Raw genomic sequence first — 22465 nt, 5'->3', positions numbered from 1 at the left:
TCTAAGCCACTCCTTTCATTTATGTTGCTCTCCCTACCTTCGAAAACACGATTCCCATACATTGCGTATCATTAACCACAACGCCCCTAACAACATAAAGCCTTTCCTTTTTTGCACATTTCCGTTTTCACGCTTTTACAGATTCACAGAATAAAGCCAAATGAAACTTCCACCCCTTGCCACTCTATAAACAATAGTATTAACCCAGCTTCTTGCCTAGCCAATCTCCCCCAAGCACTTCAGATCACCCACCCTCAAACGAGCTTATTTCATCAAACGCGACAAAAAAATCCAGCCTAAAATATTCATCACACTCTAAAAAAACACGTTGATAAATTGATATGCCGGATATCACCACCCCTATAAGCTCCCCTTCTAATCATGATTTCGGAGCCGCGTGAGAGGGACAAAACAAGCCGTTAAGTTCTTGGGTCAAGGACGCCGTTAGGCGCCATGTAATGGTCTCCTTGACCTTAAGAACCTAGGATTGTTAGTCCCCTCATTAAACGCGGGTCTGATCTCATGATTTTGGTGAGCGTTCCGGAGAGTTTGAGAGGCGGAAAGCCTCTCATTAAAAAATAAAGTTTATAAATAAAAACTATTTTTATTTGCCAATCTTCTGAAATTACTTTATCACTTAAAGTGTAAGTTTGGTCGTATACGCAACGACCAATAGGGAACTGAAAACCCGAAAGCTTAATACATAAATTTATCCCGCATTGCGAGTATCCCGGAATTCCGGGAGATTTTGCTATGTCCAGGTGCGTTTCCGCACTAAAAGCAAAAAGCTGAGTCAAGTCAGTGTTTTCAGACTCCCGGAATACCAATGCGAGGGCGCTCGCAACCGGAGGGGGGCTTGAAGTGCAAACTAAAAATCCAAATTTTATCGATATTTTGATAGCAAAAAAACGCGATTTATAATCCATATTTCGCACTTTTTTAAAAAGTACCCAATCTTATAGTCTTTGAGATTATTTTGATTTTTCTTGCCAATCTCCTGAAATTACTTTATTGATAAGCACGTGTTTTTGATCGTCCACGCAACGATCAAATAGGGAGCTAAAAGCCCGAAAGCTTAATACATAAATTTATCCCGCATTGCGGGTATCCCGGAATTCCGGGAGATTTTGCTATGTCCAGGTGCGTTTCCGCACTAAAAGCAAAAAGCTGATTAAGCTCAGTACTTTTAGACTCCCGGAATACCAATGCGAGGGCGCTCGCAACCGGAGGGGGGCTTGAAGTGCAAACCAAAAATCCAAATTTTATCGACATTTTGATAGGCAAAAGAATTCGTCAAAGAAGAATTGCCATGAGGCTTTCTCAAAAAGCATTAGGAAACTATTTAGGCGTCAGTTTCCAACAAATCCAAAAATATGAAAAAGGCTTCAATCGTGTAAGCGCAGGATGTTTACTCAAAATCGCCCAAAAACTACAAGTTCCCATGAGCTTTTTTTATACAGACATTGTGACAAAAGAAGATGTCTCAGTAGAAAAAATTGCCTCACACCATGATCAAGAAACATACAGCGAAAAAGAACATTCACTTTTGAAAAATTTTAGAGAGCTCCAGCCGAAAAAACAAAAAGCAATCTTATGGTTGATTTCTGATTAAGCAAAAGCGCACACAAAGCATAAATCCTCCGCATCATTTTACATTTTACGGATCAACGTTTTGATGCTTCTCCACATTTACAGAAAGCAGCCAAATGAAACTTTCAAATTCCCCTCGCACCACTTTGTAAACATAGGTTTGTCAACAATACAGCTTCTTACTCTAGCAAATTCCCCTGCTGATTTCAGATCATGACACCACAAAGAATGATGTTGCATCAAACGCGACAGATACGTCCTATTTTAAAATATTCTTGCCCCTTCGCTATCCTAAAGTAAGATCACACAAAGCACCGGTCAATCTCACTTCAAAAGCAACTTTCCCCACCCCCACACCCTCTCTCCTCTCTCCTCAACACACCCGCCTCTTCATCCCAACTCCCCTTCCCTTCATAAGACTCTTCATCCCCACACCCTCTCTCCTCAACACCCCCACCTCTTCACCCCCCAACACCCTCTCTCCTCTCCCGTCAACACCCCCACCTCTTCATCCCCACACTCTCTTCTCCTCTCTCGTCAACACCCCCGCCTCTTCATCCCAAATCCCCTCCCTTCATAAGACTCTTCACCCCACCCCCAATCTTCTCTCCACATTCCATACCATGATAAAATCATACACCACGCATAAAGTCCCAGCTTCCTTTTTTACATATTTCCGTTTTTACGCTTTTACGCATTTACAGAAAGCAGAAAATCTGTAAAAAATGCATTACACAATAACGTATTCAACAACTGTCATTAAAATCTCGCCTCCCTTTTCATCTAAATCCCCCCTATTTTCACTTAAATCATAGATATAAACTGCCCTATTATTTGTATTAACCAGCATAAAATTTTTTGACAAATTCTAGCCATCAAAAGGGGTTGTAAGAAGCATTTTACGACTTTTAAAAGAATTTTTATTTACATCCAGTGCTTTTTTGTAACGTAGAAGAGTACATTTAATTAATTGACTATAAGAAAGTTTGAGATGAGAGAAGCTTTTCGTTTTTCTCATTCAACATTCGCAACGATAACTTATCCTTATAAGTCAATATTTTTTCGTAATACAAAACGCACCAAAAGGAATAGACTTGCGTTGCATATTCACACGCTTATTTTAAAGAAAGATCTCTCAACGCTCGTCACACCCATTTTGCAAAACGCCGCCCGTAAAGAAATGGTAAGCCCCCATGAAGTGTATAAAATCCATTCAGCCCCCTTATCTTTACGCTTATGGAGAAACAAGTTTACGCTTATGGAAAAACGAGGCTGGCATCATCACAAAAACTCTGCCAGCTCCCAATGTTGCAGACAGCCTTCGGTTCAAGAGACTCTTCATTAAAGGCATGCCTTTCTTGTACAGTTTTGCCCCACATGCCCCCCGCTTATGATGTACAAGCAAGTAATTTTAATTGATTTAATATAAGAGAACTGGTGATGAGAAATTTTTATTATATTCAGCGAAGTGCTTCACGTTAAAAATGGTTATTTATCATTATAAATCAATATATTAATAAAAAAAGAGGCATCATCAAGACGCTTACCTTTTTCTCAAAAAAGGCTTCACACTGAAAGAAAACATCTAAAAGTTAGATAAAAAAAAAGGTTTGCCTCTAATAAACAAACCTCTGCAGAAAATTATTCACATAACTTTCAAAATTTTAAATTAATCCCTCTAGAAGCAATAAAAACACTTTAGAAGCACCAAAATGAATACAAAAACTTATTTAACACAATGTTACGAAAAATCAAGAACAAAAATTTTTTATCGTTAATGCTCTAAAAAAACGAGGCTTCTTAACCCACGTGGCTCAGCAGTCCGGGGCTTCTCTACAAACGCCTCCAAGCCAATCAATCCCTTCATCTCTCTCAAAAGACAGCATAAAAGGTGCACAGTACAAATCTTCGCTAAAAAAATATCAATCGCCAGCGCTCATAAAAGCCAGCGTTAGTATAAAAGATCAGATTATCGAACAATCTTGCTAAAATGTCTTCCCAATAAATAAAAAAGAAGCGGATTTTTAAATATTCCGCCTCTTTAACAATAAAAATTACGATGAGGGATTATTAAACAAATTCGAAACTATGAAGGGAACCAACTTGATAACAACTCATACCTTACAGGATCATCGGCACATTGCCCACCACCACATTCCAGTATGGTAGAAATCAAATTTGCCGCAATCAAAAATACAAATAAGAAACTTGCTGCTTTACTCAAGACTGGAAAAGGAGAAAATTCTTTGAACTTGTGTGCCAATTCGCCTAAAATCATGACAAATGAGACAGCAAAGATACAAAGGACAGAAATAATGAAAGCCCAAGTATAAAAATGCAATCCAAAGAACGTTGAACCGTATCCTAAATCATCGGGTGTGATATGCAAAAACACTTGTCGTGCTGCCACAGCACTGGTTACCATACAACCGAGAATAACCATACCATAATGGGTATTTTTCACCTTATGGTGAATATTGAGCAAGAACCCACAACCTGCCAGTATCAATCCAACGCGCTGCAGCAAACAAAGGGGACAAGGTAACTCAAACTTTACCAATTGATAATAAAAAGCCACCACCAAGACAATGGATAACCCAAAGAGTCCTAGCGTATTCATAAAGATGACGAAGTGAGGGTTTTTTTGTTCAACATGTTCCATGGCTATTCTCTCAAAAAGATAAATTTAAAGTAGAAGTTGCGTGATGATTGAAAGTGAGAAGAATGACAACGAATAAAATTGCCCACAAAGCATAACTTATATTTTTTTTACCACACATAGTCGTTACAGCAGTACCTAAAGCGATTAAAAATGGAAGAAACATAGCTTTTAAATCTCCTTTACATCCGTTGTTTAACTCTTATTTATTTCAGCGTTCACCATATTACAAAATTGGGCAAAAAAGAGACCATAGATTTATTATTCACAATTCGTCATTCGCGATTGATATTGCCATTATATTTAAGGGAAAAAACGATATAATCGCTAAGAAACAGATCGCAACAAAAGCGTTAAAAGCACAAAAGCGTTGATTATTCGCTTCCCCTTAATATCAGCCATTGTTAAATATATATTGACAATTATAAAGATTATATCCCCCCACTCACAAAAGAATCACTTGAACAACAAAATAAATAGGCTTTGAAATCGAGAGATATACATCTCTTTATTTCTCAAAAGAATATCCTTATTTCTCAAAAGAATATCCTCACTTTGCAACGCATTTTCGCCATAAAAATCTCTTTTTCTCATAAGCAATGTTTCAAATTGCAACAGATTTTATATCATATGGTGATCTTGTTTATTTTAGCAAATAAAAAGTAAGACATTTTTTTAAAAAACTTATAATCAATGTATTTTTCCCAATATATTTTTCCCTTTTACAATGCCGCAAGCTTAACAGCCTCATGGATCCAACACCACCCCTTAACACCTCTCCTCAAAATTCATCTCCCCCCAAAAAAAGAAGTGCTTCATGCCTTCAATACTTTAGTTTTTCATCTCTTGGTCTCCCCCTTTAAATTTTTAGCTTTCCACCTTATTTGAAAAATAACTGTTTCTCTGTCATCAATTGGCTTTGCAAAGAGAATATAAAACTTTAAAAAAATAATGATAAAGAATCGCATTGAACCTTTGAAAAGGATAGTGAATGATGAAAAAATCATGTGATGTCGCGATTTTAATGGGGAGCCAATCGGATTGGCAAACGATGTGCCATAGTGCAGATATTTTGACGAGTCTTGGTATTTCTCATAGTTCGCATATTGTCTCAGCACACCGAACTCCTGAACGCCTTTATCAATTTGCAAAAGAAGCAAAAGAAGCAGGGTTTAAAGTTTTAATTGCCGGAGCGGGGGGTGCAGCGCATCTTCCAGGTATGTTAGCAGCCCTTACTCCTCTTCCTGTTTTTGGCGTTCCAGTGCATTCTCATTCTCTTTCTGGTCAAGATTCTTTGCTTTCAATCGTGCAAATGCCAGCAGGGATACCCGTTGGCACATTAGCAATTGGCAAAGCAGGCGCAATTAATGCAGCACTTTTAGCCGCAGCCGTTATGGCCGTTTATGACCATGATCTCGCCCAACGATTAGAAGATTGGCGTCAACAACAAACAGCCAATGTTGCCCAAACGCCTGTAACGGAGGTTTAAAATGGCACCGTTTTTCAACGCCCCCTCAGCCAACACTACTCCCTCAGCCAACACTGCCCCTTCAGCCAACACCGCTCCTTCAGCCAACGCCGCCCCCTCAGCCAACACTACCCTCTCCTCCAACGCCACCCCTTCAGCCAACGCCACCCCTTCAGCCAACGCCACCCTCTCCTCCAACGCTACTCCCTCAGCCAACACCACTCCCTCCACCATGTTACCTCCAGGCAGCGTCATTGGTTTAATCGGGGGCGGACAATTAGCACGGATGCTCGCCATAGCGGCCGCAGAATTAGGATTTCGAACCGTTATTTTTTGCCCTGAGGCCGATTGCCCAGCCGCTCAAACAGCAAACAACCATATTGTTTCCTCCTATGACGATACATCAGCTTTAGATCATTTTATTTCTCAATGTGATGTTGTCAGCTATGAATTTGAAAATCTTTCTCTTCAAACGGTTCAATATGTAGAAAAGAGTAAGCCTGTTTATCCTTCTTCCAAAGCATTAGAGATCACACAAGATCGACTTTTTGAGAAGCAATTTTTGCGTGATCAAGGGATTGGCACCGCGTCATGGCACGCTATTGACAATTCTTCTTCTCTTCTTTCCGCTCTTGATACTTTAGGCGGACGTGGTCTTTTAAAGACGCGTCGTTTTGGTTATGACGGAAAAAACCAGATCAAGCTTGATCACCCCAATGAACAAACCCTTGACGAAGCCTTAAGGACTTTTCAGGAACAGCCTTGTATTTTGGAAGAAATAGTTCCTTTTTTATCGGAAATTTCGGTTCTTTCTGCCCGCACAAAACAAGGGGAACATATTTTTTATGATTGCCCTGAAAACCAACACAAACACGGAATTCTTCATAAATCCTTTGTTCCATCCCATATTCCACTTGACGTGCAAAAAGCAGCTCAAGAAATCAGCTTAACAGTCATGGATGCCCTCGATTATGTTGGTGTTCTTTGTATTGAGTTTTTTGTCTTAACGGATGGTCATCTTTTAGTGAATGAATTAGCGCCGCGTGTCCATAATTCTGGTCATTGGACACAAAAGGCATGCATAACTTCACAATTTGAACAGCATATCCGTGCTATTTGCGGACTTCCCTTAGGCAGTCCCTATCGCCATAGCGATTGCCAAATGACCAATCTTCTTGGTAACAATTTTAGCACGTTAAAATATTTTCTAAAGCAAGAGCACACCTCGATCCATTTATATGGCAAAAGCACTGTTCACCCCCACCGCAAAATGGGGCACGTCATCCAATTATTGGGACCAGCCAACAAATCTTAAGCCCACATACATACAAATGCTTTTTCACACTATCCCCCAATGAACTGAAAAAACAAAGCTTCACCCCACACCGATATCCAGCGGCTTCAACAGCGCCCCTAACCTTTTAATTCGCCCTGAAAGGGCGTGAAGCCCTCCTACAAGCTCCTTCTCTTCCATGCCCCCACCCTCAAAGATACAAAACCACACCAATCAACAATCCAACAGCTCCTCCTCCTTTTCTCAAAAAAGTCCCCCCACGACTAAAAGCAATTCGCCAGCCCCCAAGTTCATCACCCCTCCACCTTCCACCGCATAAATATTCCCCCATAACATACGCTGCCCCTTCATTTTTCTTTTAATGCCAATCTTTAGGCCTTTTAATTCCAACCTTTAGAGGATAAACTTACCTCTTGCAGCCTATAGAGAGCATTCTAACAATGCGTTCTCATTGCCTCTAGTCTCCCTTCTTGTGTTCATTCTTTCACAAAAGTGCCAAGCGCCGCTCCGCACCACCCCTTGAGTTTCATGTCAAAGATATAATTACAGTACTAAGCTTATCCATCATAGCAATATCCTCTCTCCCCTCATAAGGCGATATTACCTGTGTCGTATTTTCTAGAGCTTGAAGCGTCTCTCCTTATTTCATTTCGCAATAAAGCTTAAAATAGCAGATAAACATACAACTACACACCGAAAGAAAACCGTAAATTTAGCTTACACTCTAAAACAACAACCGTTTAAAATATCACTCACTTTAATATCTGTAATATTTGTCACCTTCGTTATGTCTATCGCCTTCGTTCTTTCCCCTATAAAATTACGTTATTCAAATTTGAGCGCCTAACCGCGCTCAAGGACGAAGATTCCTGTGCCGATCTGTCAACAATCAAGCTTTTCTTAAGTAAATTCAACCGGCTAAACACTTCAATATTAAATGCCTCTTCGCCTGTAGTTTAGTGATAAAATATAATTGTACTCACAAAACGAATCTTTTATACAGCGGCACGAAAAATTGTACATGCCTCATAATAATAAAGGGAAGATGCGCTACAGACGTAGCAAGTCATTCGTATTATCATTTTAACAAGTACAGAAATCTTTTTTCATTTCATAAAAATAGTCTGAGAAACTGAGTTATTCGCTTTATCAAAAAACAAAACCCTCAAGAAACAAACGAATATCAACATGACAAAACCAAACCTATCAAATGCATCACCAAAAGAACAAAATGATACATCTTCTCAATGGGACTTAGTCCTCGATATCCAAAAAGAAGTTAAGGAAACATTAAAGGCTGGTGTTGTTTCACTGAGAGAGTTTATATTCATAATTTTTATAAGCGTCTGTTTATACATTTTCCTCTCAATATTAGGCAGTGCGGATAAACCTCAGATGAATGTAGCAACTGCAATCGGGCTGATATGCGCATTAATTCTGTACGGTTCGATACCAATCTTTTTGGTGCTACGGATCATAGTAAAGAAGAAACTGAAAAAAGTAATGAAACAACTAGACGAAGCGGTTGCTAATCAAAATACAATAAGGAGAGAAAATGACTGAAGCTATAATATTAGGGCGCATTCTAGGGATCATTGGCGGTTGTGCAATAATAACATTATCCGTTTGGCTTGTTTATTCTACCATTAAATATCGAAAACTGTACCGTAAAGCGCTTACAGGACTAAACTTAGCAATTCAAAAATGGAATAAAGAAATTAATAAATAAAAAAAATCGTGAAAAACGTGGTATTAAAATACCATAATTCTTATTTTCATATTTCTAGACGTATTTAATGTGATTCCCAGTTATTGAAGGCCCATATTGAGGGTATGAGATTTTTCATAAGGGGACGTTTGAAACTATAGGCACGGCGTACACAAATACAAGAAACAATTCCAACGGCGCCCCCTCTTCCCCCCACTTCAAGCATTTCAGCCGGCGCACGTACCTGACAGGGCTTCACGAGCCCCCACAAACAAGCCTCTTGCGTTTTAAGAAGCCCCCCCTTGCCCTTAACGACAAAAAACCACACCAATCAACAATCCAACGCCTCCCCCTCTTCCCCCCACGTTAAGCATTTCAGCCGGCGGCACGCACCTGACAGGGCTTCACGAGCCGCAACAAACAAGCCCCTTGCGTTTTAAAAAGCCCCCCTTGCCCTTAACGACAAAAAAACCACACCACTTCAACAATCCAACGACTCAACAGCGCTCCTGATCTTTCAACACTCCCTAACAGAGCTTATTTGTTTAAAGCTGAAAAGGCTTTTACTTTTTTCCACTCTTTGTGCTTTTTTGTGTCCTTTTTTTACGAGAAAATTTTTACCTTCAAGGCAACCATTAACACACCCTAAGGAATTTGTAAGGGATATACCCTTGACAAGAATAAGACTTCTTGTTAAATCTCTCCTACTTTTTTTGCAATTTTCACTTATCGTTGTGCTAATGAAGTGTGTTAATGCGTACCTTAAGAGTGCGCTTTTCTTTTTGTGATCACAGTGAAAAAGTGTATCGTGTGATGTTATAATGCAAGTACGATATCGCAATGCAATGCTCATAGAGTAAGCAGTCTATTGGGGTTGTGGTATTATATTTTAGTGTTGTATTATAGTATTATAGTGTTGTGTTACGTAAACTATTTAAACGGTGAATATGATGAAAATTAAAAATTCGCTTAAAGCACTAAAAGAGCGCCACCGTAACAATCGTTTGGTGCGTCGTAAGGGTCGTGTTTATATTCTGAATAAAACGAACCCACGTTTTAGAGCACGTCAGGGCTAATTCTTTTAGGGCTAATTTCTTTAAGGTCAATGTTTTTATGCCTACTTTGATTGTAGGCTTAAAAATTTTTTCTTGCGTTTTTTTGGTTATAAGTCCGTTGATTACAAGTCTAGTATTTGATAATATTTGGTGATTTATCTTTTGGGGGCTTGTTTTTATGGATTCTTCTATTTTTTTAAAAGCCTTTCGATTTTTTCAGCTGCGTTTTTTCTGTATTTTTCAGCGCGCGTTTTTTCTTTTTTTTGTTGGCGTTTTTTGTTTTGTTCCCTCGAGCTATGGGCAAAATCCTCCTTCTCTTCCTGAAGAGCGGCCTTCTCCACAATCGCTTTTACCGTTAGATGATCTTATTCCCAATTCTCCTCCCCCTTCCTCAACGCCCTCCGATTCTGATTCCTCGGCGGTTATTCTTGAAGATCTTGACAAAGAGCAGCTTTCCCATGTTGACAGAGTTAAGCAACGCAAAGAAGCAGAAATTTCACGTTTACTCAAAGAATTGAAATATTGTGCTGATGTTGCTAAAGCGAAAAAGATCAGTCAACAACTTCAACATTTATGGTCCCAATCGGGGAGTGAGACGATTGATCTTTTAATGTCATGGGCTGAAAATGCACTCAACAGCGATGATTATGGACTTGCGCTTGATTATATTGACAATGCTCTTGCACTTTTACCTACTCATTCTGAAGCTTGGGTAAGGCGTGCTTGGATTCACATTCAACTGAACGATTTCAAGCTTGCCCTGCTTGATCTCAACCATGCTCTTGAACTTGAGCCGCGCAATTATAGTGCTTTTTTTGAACTTGGCGTTGTCATGGAAGCAACGGAGCGTCCAAAACTTGCTCTTAAAGCTTATGAAACAGCATTGGATTACTATCCACAAATGCGCAGAATTCAAAAGCGCGTGCAAGCTCTGTTAGACGAACAATCACCCCAAGCTCTTTAAAACCATTCAAGAACGAGACACTTTACGGCATGCTTTCAAACCTAGATAAAACGCAAGCCGGCTTCACATTCCACTCAATAAACTGCCCCTGCTTATAACCACACCCCCCACACACAATTGACAGTGCCTTTTTTTGAAACTTAGCCATTACCATGGAAGCAACAGAGCGTCCAAAACTTGGCTCTTAAGATTGATGAAACAGCATTGGATTACACTCCACAAATGCGCAGGATTCAAAAGCGCGTGCAAGCTCTGTTAGACGAACAATCACCCCAAGCTCTTTAAAACCATTCAAGAACAAGACACTTTACGGCATCCTTTCAAACCTAGATAAAACGCAAGCCGGCTTCACATTCCACTCAATAAACTAAAAGCCCCCTGCTTATAACCACACCCCCCCACACACAATTGACAGTGCCTTTTTTGAATTTGGACCTTTTTTGTATTGCAGGCAGCGTCCAAACATTTCCAATATACCCCCTTCAGAATTTCTTCTCATAGCAAGCAAACGCTTCACGCTTGAGTCCTCTTCAGCCGTTTCTTCTTTTCACACCTTCCATCATGGATAAAAAAAATTTGTAAACACGATCCTCAAAAAATACTTTTTTAAAAAAGCTTACAACATCGCTTAGCGCCTCTGATAAACTATCATCATCTGTTTTTTATTTTTAAGCTTCAACCATAGCAGCACATACCGTATCGGCTCTCCTCCCCCCCCCTCAAAGTTGATAAAACAGCCCTAAAATATGGCTTCACAAGGCAAAAACTTCAAAGGTGCAACACCAGTTCAACCAACATCCTTGAATAAGAAATATTCCCTTCAAAGCTCCTCCAAGTATTCCCGCGAAACATAAAAATCAAGCATTGTCCCAAAAGAGCCAATCAAGCCATTGCCAATAAACCGTTCTACGTCACTCAAACACCCACCCCCACTCATATTTTTGCTTTTTTACTTTGAATAAGCCATCCATCATACAGCCATTTCGAGCAACCACCAACAATATCATCAATCTCTCCTGAAATACTTTATGAAAAAGAAGAGAGCGAGGTTATTTTATCTCTAGCAGAAACTCTGAAATTGTTTTATATTAAGGAGGGTGTTCTGCGCTTCTCGACAGGAAATAACGTATTCCTGAGACCTTAATGATCTCCAAGGGAGCTGTCCCTGATCAAGCCCGTGGGCTTTTTCATATGGCGCCCACCTATTTGTATAGGTTCCCGGGATCAGCTTTTTCCATCGGCTGTTGTGGATCACCCTTTATTTGTATAACTTTTTTGCATAAAAATTTTTCCAGCTAAAATTGAGAGCGTCCTTTTACATAAGACCAATGATGATACTCTCTTTTCAAGAAATAAAAATGACGAGGGGCTTTATTTTATAAAACAGACAGCACTGACAAAATAATCCCCTCTGTGAATCTGCTTCATCCCTTCGCACGCAAGCAACGCAAGAGCGGCTTGTTGCACCAAGATACCCCCTATAAAGAGCACACACTTTTTTTCATGCTTTTTTTCATGAGCACAGCTCTTGTCCTAACAGAGATTTACAAAACGCCAACAATGGATAAAATGCCAGCATCTTATTAAAACAATTGACGAGACAATGACACAAAATCCCCTCTGTGAATCTGCTTCACCCCTTCGCACGCAAGCAACGCAAAAGCGGCTTGTTGCACCAAGATACCCCCTATAAAGAGCACACACTTTTTTTCATGCTTTTTTTCATGAGCACAGCTCTTGTCCTAACAGAGATTTACAAAACGCCAACAATGGATAAAATATCAGCATCTTATAAAACAATTGACGAGACAATGACAAATAATCCCCTCTGTGAATCTGCTTCATCCCTTCGCACACAGCAACGCAAAAGCGGTTTATCGCGTCGTGATGCTCTTTTAACAGAAGAGCGCGCACTCTTTTCGCAACGTGCTTGTTGCCACTTTATTGAATACCTTGAAAAGAAGGGAACCGATTTTTCACGCCTCATTTTAGCAGGCTATTGGCCCATTAAATCGGAAATTGACCCGCGTCCTTTACTGGATGCTGTAGCGTTACGCGGTGGACGTTTAGCCTTACCAGCAGTGCTTGATTCCACCACCATGATTTTCCGTGCATTTTCGCCCAGCACGATTTTAGAGCCCATGCGTTTTGGCACCTTTGGTCCCAGTGCCGACAATGAGGTTGTTGTCCCCAATAATATTATTGTTCCGCTTTCTGCGTTTGATCGTCACTGTCACCGTCTTGGCTATGGAGGAGGATACTATGACCGTGCTGTTGAAGCTCTTGAAAAACAAGGGCATCAAATGACATTATGGGGCATAGGGTTTTCATGTCAGGAGGTTTTCTCTATTCCCGCAGCAGAACATGATCTACAGGTACAAGGAATTTTTACAGAAAAAGGTTTCTTAAAATGTTAAAGTGTGATTAAAGCGCCTATGCGTTTTTTATTTTTAGGTGACATTGTTGGTAGCACAGGCTGTAAAGCTGTTTTTGAACACCTTCCTCAACTGATTGAGAAATGGCAGCTTGATTTTGTTGTGGTAAATGGTGAAAATGCCTCTGGTGGTTTTGGTCTTAAGCAAGAGACATATCAAGATCTTTTGATGACCGGTGTTGATGTTGTCACCACGGGCAATCATGCTTTTTCTCACAAAGAAGCATTGCAGTATGCCCATGAGAGTGATCGTTTTTTACGCCCTGCCAATTTTTCGAAAGAAACTCCCGGAAAAGGTGCTGGTGTTTTTACGGCAAAAAATGGCGCCCGTGTTCTTGTCGCCAATCTGTTGGGCAACGTTTTTATGCCGTGCAAAGTAGAAGATCCATTTGAAACAGCGGAAAATATTCTTCTTGCCTGTTCGTTGATGGAGCAAGCCGATACGATTATTTTTGACTTTCACGCAGAAACGACAAGCGAGAAGCAATGTTTAGGCCATTTTCTGGATGGTCGTGTGAGTGTTATCGTTGGCACACATACGCACATTCCCACGGCTGACGCGCAGATCTTAGAAGGTGGGAGCGCCTATTTAACAGATGCAGGCATGTGTGGAGATTATAACTCCTCTCTTGGAATGGATAAAGAAGAACCCTTACACCGTTTTCTTTATAAGACGAAGCAAGACCGTTTTGAACCGGCGTGTGGTCCCGCCACCCTTTGTGGTTTAGCGGTTGAGATTTCAGATCGCACCGGTTTAGCAGAAAAGGTCTCAGCGGTACGGATTGGTCCTCATTTAAAGCCTGAAGTTCCGGATTTTTGGTAGCTTCTTTTAAAGCCGCCCCTTTGATGATCGCTCTCCACTGTGCGCCCTTTGGATGATTGCTCTCCAAGATTTCCTTTTGAGAACTCTATTTGGCAAGATGATTTTTCCAGCCCTTCCCAAATCCCTACTAAAAACACCCCGCCCTCCAATTTGCCTAATACAGCAACTTTTCTAGCACAAATAAGTCACTCTTTTTAAAAGGATAAAAGATAAAGGATAAAATTTTTCGTGATTTTTAAAATGATGAGAAGGAGGTTTTATTTGGACATTTCTGCGGGGGGGGGGGAGGAGAAATGTTAACCCCCTTCTCTAGAAAAAGCTTTATATAATAATTTATTATTTAGCAAGAGCCTCTTTAATTTTTTTTTGATTCTAACGAAAATTTAATCTTAAAATTGCTTTCTGCTTTTTAGGTTTGAGCTCTCTAAAACTTTTCAAAAGGATATGCTCTTCTTTACTTCCGATTCTTTCATCACAGTAATACAAAGCATTTTCTTTTGTTGAGAGATCAGCGTAAAAAAAAGAAATGGGAACATTGAGAATATCGGCAATTTCTTGTAAACGCCCCGCCCCCTATACGATTAGAGCCTTTTTCATATTTTTGGATTTGTTGAAAAGTCACACCTAACTGACTGCCTAATTTCTTTTGCGACATTCCGATCATTGTTCTTTTAAAGCGAATTTTTCTACCTATCCAAATATCGTTAAAGTGTGGATTTTTAGCTTTCACTTCAAGCTCCCCTACCGGTTGCGAGCACCTCTTATGCGTATTCCGGGAGTCAAAAACACTGAGTTCAGTCAGCTTTTTTGCTTTTAGTGCTCATCGCACTTGGACATGGCAAAAACTCCCGGAATCTCGCGATACTTATAAAGCAGGCTAATGTTTCATCTTGGATTTTCAGGCTTTGGGTTCCACCATTCAACCACACTGTACGACGAGAACCCTGGTGCTTGTTCATAAAATAATTTCTGGAGACCAGCAATAAAATTTAAAACAGTTTTTTTATCTCATGAGACAATCAAACACAAAATTGCCTTCTGCTTTTTAGGTTTAAGCTCTCTAAAACTTTTCAAAAGGATATGCTCTTCTTTACTTCCGATTCTTTCATCACAGTAATACAAAGCATTTTCTTTTGTTGAGAGATCAGCGTAAAAAAAAGAAATGGGAACATTGAGAATATCAGCAATTTCCTGTAAAAGCCCAGCTCCTATACGATTAGAGCCTTTTTCATATTTTGGGATTTGTTGAAAAATCACACCTAACTGACTGCCTAATTGCTTTTGCGACATTCCGATCATTGTTCTTTTAAAGCGAATTTTTCTGCCTATCGAAATGTCGTTAAAGTGTGGATTTTTAGCTTTCACTTCAAGCTCCCCTGCCGGTTGCGAGCGCCCTCGCATGAGTATTCCGGGAGTCTGAAAGTACTGAGTTCAGTCAGCTTTTTTTGCTTTTAGTGCTCATCGCACCTGGACATGGCAAAAACTCCCGGAATCCCGGGAAACCCACAAGAGTAGGCTAATCTTATGTACTGAACTTTAGGGCTTTCAGACCCTACTGATCGTTGCGTAGACGACCAAAACATTCTCTTACCAATAAAGTAATTTCATGAAATTAGCAATAAAATTTAAAAACAGTCTTTATTTGTATTTTTATCAGAGGCAGATAACCTCTCATTTTTGATTAAATTATGTATGAACGAAGTGAGCTCTATTTATTGAAATAAGTATAAGATCATAATCATGAGATGCTAGACGTAGTAAAAACCTTTCATAGGCATCATGAGCAAACAAGCAAAGAAATATCATGATGATACCACCAATGACCATTGCTGTTTGGTGTTCATAGGGAGCAACTCTCGCTGTGTATCCGAAAAAAAGAAAAAATAGGAATAAAGCCAAGCCACCAGCAAAGAAGTTTAAGAAGGCAAAAACTGGTTTACGAATGAATAATAAAATAAGGAAGATTGCGTAAAGCAACCTTTTAAATATCACAGCCAATATTCTACGTATTGTTTTAAATATCCAAACAAATATTCTACGTATTATCTTGAACACCCCCACGCATTATAATTGAAGAAATGCTCTGTTTGCATCTAACCTTTCTTCTTTGGTGTTTTGTCTTCTTAGAAGAAAGACTGCTCATGACTCTCCCATTTTCAAGCCACTGTACTATAAAAATGTACTATAAAAATAATTTATCTCTAATTATATCATCCAAAAATACAACAATATTTTATTCATTTTAACTAAAAACAAGTGCTTTATTAAGAAGAAAAGCTATTTTCATTAGTAAGAGCTGTTAAATCCTTACGTCTAAAATAGATAGAGCGTCCACAACGAACAGGTGGTTGCCCTTGCATAAGAATAATCTGTTCGTCTTTTCGCATTTCTTGTGTTATTTCATGTGGATATATTAAAGGTCTATGCTGGGTGTTTATATTTTCTGTCCCTCTTGTATGGAATCCTCCTAGAGGTTTGCTTGAATCTTTCACTTCAATGGTCATTTGACCACATGCCTTAGATATATTTTCAGCAGTTTTAATATCTTTTATTGCGGCATAGCTTACAAAAGCACAATTTTCAAACCATGTCATAACGCCTGACGAACCGAAATAGTGTTCTATTTGATCTACAGACTTGTAAAAAAGCATGAGAGATATACCATATTTGCGTCCATGATCACGTGCTTCTTCTAAAATGTTCATATATCCTAAAAGATCAGCATTATCTAAAATAAAGAGCGCTCTTTTTGCATAATTACCATTAGCAGCCTCCATAGCTCTGAGAAAAGAGCCAACAAGGACACGCCCAACACCTGGATAAGATTTTAAAATTTTTGAGGGGATATTTAGAAAAATATCAATATTTCCCTTTGTTATATCGGTAGTTTTAAAGTCATAACCACTGATAAGATCTGCATAATTAGAGAGGGAAAGCCATTGTATATCTTTTGCAGCAGTAGAATAGACATCTGAGAAAGTTTGCGCCGCCATATTTGTAAAAACGCCAAGGGTTTCACGAATAAATTGGGATGAAGAATTTGATCGTATAGATTGCAATTTTCCAATCACGAACGGTTCTGGCATTGACATGATCGTATGAAGCGTTTTTAAGTTTTTTTCCTGTAATGTGTATTCATCAGAAAAGACCACATGCGCAAGTATTCCTGTTAACAAATTATGTGCGTGTGATACAAAGAATTGGTCTGTCGAAGTTGATTTGTCGTTTTCAGAAAGAAGGAGTCTAGCAACTTCAACCACACCCGCTTCTCTTTCATAAAGGGGTAGATTTTCATCTAACAGCCAATCTAAAGGATTAAAAGTTTCTGTTGAAGAACCATGAGGATCAAGAACGTATACTTTTCTGTTTGACAGCTGCCTTGTTTTTTTTACCATTGGAGCGATTTCAGTTGAAGGGTCAAAAACGACCAGTGGACCGGAATATTTGAGACAAGTTGGAATAACATTACTGGTTGTTTTATAACTACCAGAACCAGCAAAAAATAACATATGGGTTGAATCAAAATTAAGTTTGTATGTCAACAATGGCTGTCTACCACCTTTTCCCCATGTTGTTTTGTCTTTAGGATTAAAAGGGACATCTTTAACAATATCTTTGTCGACTCTATAGCGCTCTCCTATGACGACTTCACCATCACGAGGAAAAATCTCTTCAATCTTTTTCATACTCATCCATTGAACACCACCAAAGATCGTATTTTTTGAAATTTTCAAAGGTGAAGCTTTAGGTAATGATAGTTTTATCGTGTAACCAAGGATAACAATGCCAACAATAACACCCCCTAAAACCATCCTATCAAAGAAAGGAAAAACATCCGCCCATGTCATATTATTTTGACCTACATAGGGACTAAGTCTGATATATTCATTTGCACTATAATAAGTTGCAAACAAACCAAAGATGATCATGGACGAAATAGTGATATTTTTTCTGGTATGCCTTTTTTGTAATAAGATGAATGAAGAACATGAAAGTGCAATAAGGATTAAAATATCCAGTGGCTTTGATCTTACAAACCAATAAGCATCAGGCGTCGTTCCATTTTCTGTAATGTTATTGATGATTATATTGACCAAAAAAGCTACAATGATTGAAAAGATGAGTGGCAATGCTAAAAATATAATCTGTTTTTTGTCTAATTTATTGACCATTTTCCCCCCTGCATACCAGAAAAAGCTTCTCTTCCTATTTTTTTCGAAGTTTTTATATTTTTTGAATTTTTATCAAGTTTTGAAACGTAAAGCAAACCATCTTAAGATGAAAGACTTATCTGCCTCTCTAAGACAGGCTTTTATAAAAAGCTCTCCTAAACTAATTTTTTCAAAAATTTTTCCAAAGTTTCTTTGATGCTTCACGCGCTATTTAAATTTCTTACTTAACTCTTTTACGACACTGTATACGCTTCTTAACAGAAAAAAAACAATAACAATACGTATTAGTGTTCACTGAAAAAAAGCGCGGTTTATCATGTTGTGCCGTAAAACATCGTTGTTCAGAGCGGTAATATAAGGCATGTAAAACTTCACATATTTAAGTATTTTTAGAGTGTGCAATAAATGGGCGTGGCTTGCCCCGTAGAGCCTTGTAAAGTGGACTACATGAATGGTCAGGAGTAGGTCACCCCCCACCAACAGAATCCGAACTTTTTACAAAACAGACCTTAAGTCAAGAATATGCATTCTTTAGAGCGGGAGGAAAACAAAGACAAGAAAAAGCACGCAAATCAGGCGTCATGACGAGCCCCCCTACTCTGTTTTATGAGATGCATTTCCTTCTAGTCCATGGGCGCTTTATCGGTACCCATTAACAATGTCATCCTCAGCTTTTAAAGAATGAAGCTACTTTTTTGTTATGGTCGTCTTTATAGGTTTTCCATGTTCATTTTTTCATCAATTAAAGAGATTACATCGCCCTTTTGATCAATACCCGTGCCCAAGAGTTCTACTAAACTTCCATGGATTGCGAGATTTTAAAGGATTACACTCCGGATTCTTGTCATGTACTATACACCATTCTATGTAAGCAGGGTCATTCTGAAAATCTTCAGGGTCATCATAAAGAACTTTTTTTTCAAGTTGATTTGCACCAGACTTTTTCCATGTACCTGCAATCGTTTGAGGCAATTGAGCTTGATAAAATCCAATCATAATCAATAAAGTACTCAATAATTTAAAAGTCTTCTTCATTTCAATTTCCTTGAATACTATAAAAGTACATAAGTTATTTTATTACCATATTTTTATATTAAAAAACAATAAATACTTTGAATATTTACTATCATTTTGAATATAAATTATTTAATACATTGCTTTGACAATGATAATACAAAGAACACAAATACGAGAGAAACAACAAGCACGCAAATACAAATCCGTCGCCATAACGGGAGCCCCTTGCAAATTCTCTGTTCCAAATTCTCTGTTCCATGAGACAGTTTCTCTCTCGCCCATGGCGCTTTATCGGCACCCTCAAGCGATTGAGTTCTTGAACATGCATAAAACGATTTTCGAAAACCGTCTCTGTAATTTCGTGCGGTTCCCTCAACCCCGTGTTATAAGCGCCGTAAACGACACTGAGAACAATAATCTCTACCCCCTTGTTAGAGGGGCAAAATTCTTCAAAAAAGACAACCATTACGAAAAGAAAAAAGCAGCCACAAAAGCCATCCCCTTGACATACCCTTGAAAGGTGGAAGTTTGAAAGAGCTATTTAGAAAACCATCAAGAATATACGGCTCCAAAATTCCACAAACAAGAGAGTAAATCATTAAAAATGCGCCAGCAAGCCCAGCCTCACAAGCCAAGCCCAGCCGCCCCTAAAAGCCAAGCCCCACAAGCCCAAGCCCAGCGCCCCTAAAAGCCAAGCATTGTGCTAAAACACCCCCCAAAGCGCAACCTTAAAGCATGGCCCGCCCACACAACAGCCACCCCCCAAGCAACCTCTCAAAGCCATTCTTTTGGGCATATCTTTGAAAGCTTTACACTGTGATACGTTGGATTTTTGCACCACAACGGACTAATTTTTCTTCTAATCTCTCAAATCCACGATCAAGATGATAGACACGATTGACGATTGTTTCCCCCTTTGCCGCCAACGCTGCAATCACAAGAGAAACAGAAGCACGCAAATCCGTCGCCATAACGGGAGCCCCTTGCAAATTCTCTGTTCCATAGACGGTTGCCGTCTGCCCATCAAGCTTTATCTGTGCTCCTAAGCGATTGAGTTCTTGAACATGCATAAAACGATTTTCGAAAACCGTCTCTGTAATATGCGCGGTTCCTTCAGCCCGTGTCATGAGCGCCATGAATTGGGCTTGAAGATCGGTTGGAAAAGCAGGATAAGGTCCTGTTTTAATATCAACGGGCATAATTTTGGTGTTCTTTGGATTTCGCTTAACATGAATTCCTTGAGGTTCTATTTGAATCTCGAGTCCTGTTTTTTGGAGCACCTTAAGCACTTTTGTGAGATGATTAGGATTTGCATTTTTAAGAAAGACATCTCCTCCTGTCATAGCAACAGCCATTGCATATGTCCCCGCTTCGATTCGATCAGCAATAACGCGTATTTTTGTCCCTTTAAGTTTTTTCACCCCTTCAATTGTAAGTGTTGTTGTTCCTTCACCGGTTATTTGAGCCCCCATAGCATTCAGGGTTCGAATAAGGTTTGTCACTTCTGGCTCACAAGCCGCATTCTCAAGAACGGTTGTTCCCTTTGCCGTTGTCGCCGCCATCAGCAGCACATGGGTTCCCCCAACAGTGACTTTAGGGAAACGATAGTGAGCACCTTTTAAGCCCCTTGGCGCTTTTGCATGAACATATCCATTTTCGATCGAAATCTGTGCGCCTAAAGTTTTGAGTCCTTCAAGGATAAAATCGACAGGTCTTGTTCCAATAGCACATCCTCCAGGAAGCGAAACATAAGCCTCTGCGCATCGTGCAAGCAGAGGTCCGATAACCCAAAAGCTTGCACGCATTTTTTTCACCAGTTCGTATGGCGCCCGTGTTGTGGCTATTTTTTGCGCCGTAAAATGAATTGTTCTTGAATTCACACATTCATCGTTAAACTCTTGTCCATCAACGGCATATCCCACACCATGATTATTGAGAATACGAATAAGCAATTCGACATCGGCCAGATGAGGAATATTTTCTAAAGTAAGCGTTTCTTCTGTCAAAAGCGCCGCAATCATAAGAGGCAAGGCAGCATTTTTTGCTCCTGATATAGGAATTGTTCCTTTAAGTTTTTCTCCCCCAACAATTTGAATAGAATCCATAGTGTTTTCCCTCTTTTCCTTTGTGCCTGCCCTTCCAAAGGATTGTCCCCCTTCGGGAAGTTATGCTTTATTAATCGTTTTAGAACGCATTCTAAATATGAGAACAAATTATTGAGAAGTTTGGTTGCAAAGCTTCACTAAAAAACATTTTTTTGCATTTTAGAGCTTTTTGCATTTTAGAGCTCTGTTTGTGCTCTTTTTCGGCATTGTTCTTTTCGACGTTTCAGGTTTTGACGCAATTGTTGCGCCAATCTTTCTTGACGTCGTTTTGCTTTTTCATCTTGATGATTCATTTCATTTTGTTTTTGTTTTTGATACATTTGTGTCATTGCGCAACCTTTTAAACAGTGTTGAGCTTCTATCCAAGCAACTCATAACCTTAAATATTTAAGCATATAAGAAACATATGTCATGACATAAGATACGTTTTCTTGCAAGAATATACAAATGTTCTCTTGCCTATTTTCTGACAATATGGCACAAGACAGCGCAAAGATTGAAAAGGGCTGCGGTAGCTCAGTGGTAGAGCACTCCCTTGGTAAGGGAGAGGTCGAGAGTTCAATCCTCTCTCGCAGCACCATTTTATTCTTCTTTTGCCTCTCTCTTCTTTCCCCTATAAGCCTTCTCTATAAGCCTCAATTTTTTCCCCCAGCCTCCATTGGCTTCATCAAATCCTCCATCCTTTAAACCATGCGCTTCAATGGCTACAAAATCAATGGCTTCAATGACACGCTTAATCTCCAAAATGCTTTATGAGCGGCTTTTGAAATTGACACACCCCAAAGAATAGCCCCCCTCCCATTGGCTTCCCCCTTTTTTCCCTAAACCACCGGTTGTCCCCAACACGTCCCCCACAGTTCCTCATGCATAGGCTCTTCATGCCCCTACATCCCTTTTTCCCATATCGGCTAAAAAAATCCTCGCAAAGCCCCCCTAAGCTTCCCTCCAAGAACGAAAGCATAACGCACACCATTGTCACCGCAATGAAAATTGGGCCCTTTCATTGCGGCGCTCTCCCCCAGCACGCACCACAAAAGCTCCCAAAATCCCCCCTCCATACCTCTAAGCACTTGGCCTTACTCCCATTCTCGTTTTCCTCTCCAGCATACGCCTTGCATGCGCTCCAAGCACCCTTTCTTCCCCCCATTTCCCAACATGCTTTCACATTCATGTCCC

The 22465-nt window shown here is 39.6% G+C and carries 21 protein-coding genes, 1 tRNA gene, 1 other RNA gene and 2 pseudogenes; 12 read left to right on the top strand and 13 right to left on the bottom strand.

Annotated features, from left to right (window positions below):
• Positions 1–473 precede the first annotated feature (473 nt).
• Positions 474–926, bottom strand: a complete 453-nt coding sequence (locus tag ACFIK3_RS06065) for a hypothetical protein (RefSeq protein WP_375676402.1) — start codon at positions 924–926, stop codon at positions 474–476.
• A 314-nt stretch (positions 927–1240) separates the two neighbouring features.
• On the opposite strand from ACFIK3_RS06065, the gene ACFIK3_RS06060 reads away from it, so the two are divergent.
• Both ACFIK3_RS06060 and ACFIK3_RS06055 read left to right on the top strand, forming a co-directional pair.
• The gene (locus ACFIK3_RS06060) at positions 1241–1612 is read left to right on the top strand and encodes a helix-turn-helix domain-containing protein (protein ID WP_375676401.1); all 372 of its coding nucleotides are present in this window, start codon (positions 1241–1243) and stop codon (positions 1610–1612) included.
• A 969-nt stretch (positions 1613–2581) separates the two neighbouring features.
• Complete coding sequence (locus ACFIK3_RS06055) at positions 2582–2935, top strand: hypothetical protein (RefSeq protein ID WP_375676400.1); 354 nt, start codon at positions 2582–2584, stop codon at positions 2933–2935.
• Positions 2936–3676: 741 nt separating this feature from the next.
• Here the strand turns inward: ACFIK3_RS06055 and ACFIK3_RS06050 are convergent.
• Together ACFIK3_RS06050 and ACFIK3_RS06045 are read right to left on the bottom strand one after the other, a co-directional pair.
• Complete coding sequence (locus ACFIK3_RS06050) at positions 3677–4252, bottom strand: disulfide bond formation protein B (RefSeq protein WP_375631463.1); 576 nt, start codon at positions 4250–4252, stop codon at positions 3677–3679.
• A gap of 10 nt (positions 4253–4262) precedes the next feature.
• The gene (locus tag ACFIK3_RS06045; RefSeq protein ID WP_273790835.1) at positions 4263–4415 is read right to left on the bottom strand and encodes a DUF5993 family protein; all 153 of its coding nucleotides are present in this window, start codon (positions 4413–4415) and stop codon (positions 4263–4265) included.
• An 825-nt stretch (positions 4416–5240) separates the two neighbouring features.
• Between ACFIK3_RS06045 and purE the strand changes: the two genes are divergently transcribed.
• Together purE and ACFIK3_RS06035 are read left to right on the top strand one after the other, a co-directional pair.
• Entirely contained in the window at positions 5241–5738 is a 498-nt protein-coding gene (gene purE / locus ACFIK3_RS06040) for a 5-(carboxyamino)imidazole ribonucleotide mutase (protein WP_273790836.1), read from the top strand.
• Between the two features lies 1 nt (position 5739).
• Complete coding sequence (locus ACFIK3_RS06035) at positions 5740–7032, top strand: 5-(carboxyamino)imidazole ribonucleotide synthase (protein ID WP_375676399.1); 1293 nt, start codon at positions 5740–5742, stop codon at positions 7030–7032.
• 169 nt (positions 7033–7201) lie between these two features.
• Here the strand turns inward: ACFIK3_RS06035 and ACFIK3_RS06030 are convergent, their stop codons facing one another.
• The gene (locus tag ACFIK3_RS06030) at positions 7202–7342 is read right to left on the bottom strand and encodes a hypothetical protein (protein ID WP_375676398.1); all 141 of its coding nucleotides are present in this window, start codon (positions 7340–7342) and stop codon (positions 7202–7204) included.
• 857 nt (positions 7343–8199) lie between these two features.
• Here ACFIK3_RS06030 and ACFIK3_RS06025 point away from each other — a divergent pair.
• Both ACFIK3_RS06025 and ACFIK3_RS06020 read left to right on the top strand, forming a co-directional pair.
• Positions 8200–8574 carry a hypothetical protein gene (locus tag ACFIK3_RS06025; RefSeq protein WP_273790838.1) on the top strand — a complete coding sequence of 125 codons (375 nt, stop codon included), beginning with the start codon at positions 8200–8202 and terminating at the stop codon, positions 8572–8574.
• Positions 8567–8740, top strand: a complete 174-nt coding sequence (locus ACFIK3_RS06020; RefSeq protein ID WP_375664268.1) for a hypothetical protein — start codon at positions 8567–8569, stop codon at positions 8738–8740. Before ACFIK3_RS06025 ends, ACFIK3_RS06020 begins: the two co-directional genes overlap by 8 nt.
• Before the next feature lie 64 nt (positions 8741–8804).
• On the opposite strand, the gene ACFIK3_RS06015 is transcribed toward ACFIK3_RS06020, so the two are convergent.
• Entirely contained in the window at positions 8805–9050 is a 246-nt protein-coding gene (locus tag ACFIK3_RS06015) for a hypothetical protein (RefSeq protein WP_375676397.1), read from the bottom strand.
• Positions 9051–9669: 619 nt separating this feature from the next.
• Between ACFIK3_RS06015 and ykgO the strand changes: the two genes are divergently transcribed.
• From ykgO to ACFIK3_RS05990, 5 genes are all read left to right on the top strand, one after another.
• The gene (ykgO, locus tag ACFIK3_RS06010; protein WP_004863016.1) at positions 9670–9795 is read left to right on the top strand and encodes a type B 50S ribosomal protein L36; all 126 of its coding nucleotides are present in this window, start codon (positions 9670–9672) and stop codon (positions 9793–9795) included.
• 157 nt (positions 9796–9952) lie between these two features.
• Complete coding sequence (locus ACFIK3_RS06005; RefSeq protein ID WP_375676396.1) at positions 9953–10738, top strand: tetratricopeptide repeat protein; 786 nt, start codon at positions 9953–9955, stop codon at positions 10736–10738.
• Between the two features lie 1096 nt (positions 10739–11834).
• Positions 11835–11995: non-coding RNA, 6S RNA (ssrS, locus tag ACFIK3_RS06000), on the top strand.
• 554 nt (positions 11996–12549) lie between these two features.
• The gene (locus ACFIK3_RS05995; RefSeq protein WP_375637716.1) at positions 12550–13155 is read left to right on the top strand and encodes a 5-formyltetrahydrofolate cyclo-ligase; all 606 of its coding nucleotides are present in this window, start codon (positions 12550–12552) and stop codon (positions 13153–13155) included.
• A gap of 18 nt (positions 13156–13173) precedes the next feature.
• Positions 13174–13995, top strand: coding sequence for a TIGR00282 family metallophosphoesterase (locus ACFIK3_RS05990; RefSeq protein WP_273790841.1), 822 nt, complete (start codon positions 13174–13176; stop codon positions 13993–13995).
• Between the two features lie 372 nt (positions 13996–14367).
• Here ACFIK3_RS05990 and ACFIK3_RS05985 read toward each other — a convergent pair.
• The 7 genes and pseudogenes from ACFIK3_RS05985 to ACFIK3_RS05955 form a co-directional block, all read right to left on the bottom strand.
• Positions 14368–14725, bottom strand: a pseudogene (locus ACFIK3_RS05985) (helix-turn-helix domain-containing protein).
• Between the two features lie 278 nt (positions 14726–15003).
• Entirely contained in the window at positions 15004–15396 is a 393-nt protein-coding gene (locus tag ACFIK3_RS05980) for a helix-turn-helix domain-containing protein (protein ID WP_375676395.1), read from the bottom strand.
• A gap of 863 nt (positions 15397–16259) precedes the next feature.
• Positions 16260–18167 (bottom strand): Ti-type conjugative transfer system protein TraG, encoded by a 1908-nt coding sequence (gene traG / locus ACFIK3_RS05975; RefSeq protein WP_375676394.1) that lies wholly within the window; start codon positions 18165–18167, stop codon positions 16260–16262.
• A gap of 768 nt (positions 18168–18935) precedes the next feature.
• Positions 18936–19202: a hypothetical protein gene (locus tag ACFIK3_RS05970; protein WP_375676393.1), complete on the bottom strand. Its 267-nt coding sequence runs from the start codon at positions 19200–19202 to the stop codon at positions 18936–18938.
• 180 nt (positions 19203–19382) lie between these two features.
• Positions 19383–19542: pseudogene (locus ACFIK3_RS05965) on the bottom strand (UDP-N-acetylglucosamine 1-carboxyvinyltransferase); the annotation flags it as partial.
• Positions 19543–19993: 451 nt separating this feature from the next.
• A complete protein-coding gene (murA, locus tag ACFIK3_RS05960; RefSeq protein ID WP_273790844.1) occupies positions 19994–21289 on the bottom strand; it encodes a UDP-N-acetylglucosamine 1-carboxyvinyltransferase in 1296 nt (431 codons plus the stop codon).
• Positions 21290–21465: 176 nt separating this feature from the next.
• On the bottom strand, positions 21466–21618 hold the full coding sequence (locus ACFIK3_RS05955) for a hypothetical protein (RefSeq protein ID WP_273790845.1): 153 nt from the start codon (positions 21616–21618) through the stop codon (positions 21466–21468).
• A 176-nt stretch (positions 21619–21794) separates the two neighbouring features.
• On the opposite strand from ACFIK3_RS05955, the gene ACFIK3_RS05950 reads away from it, so the two are divergent.
• Positions 21795–21869: transfer RNA gene (locus tag ACFIK3_RS05950), tRNA-Thr, on the top strand.
• 2 nt (positions 21870–21871) lie between these two features.
• Here ACFIK3_RS05950 and ACFIK3_RS05945 read toward each other — a convergent pair.
• Positions 21872–22033 (bottom strand): hypothetical protein, encoded by a 162-nt coding sequence (locus ACFIK3_RS05945; protein WP_375663083.1) that lies wholly within the window; start codon positions 22031–22033, stop codon positions 21872–21874.
• Between the last annotated feature and the right edge of the window lie 432 nt (positions 22034–22465).

The organism is Bartonella sp. CB10SXKL, assembly GCF_042195515.1.
GTDB lineage: Bacteria > Pseudomonadota > Alphaproteobacteria > Rhizobiales > Rhizobiaceae > Bartonella.
This window is presented reverse-complemented; position numbering and strand designations above follow the sequence as displayed.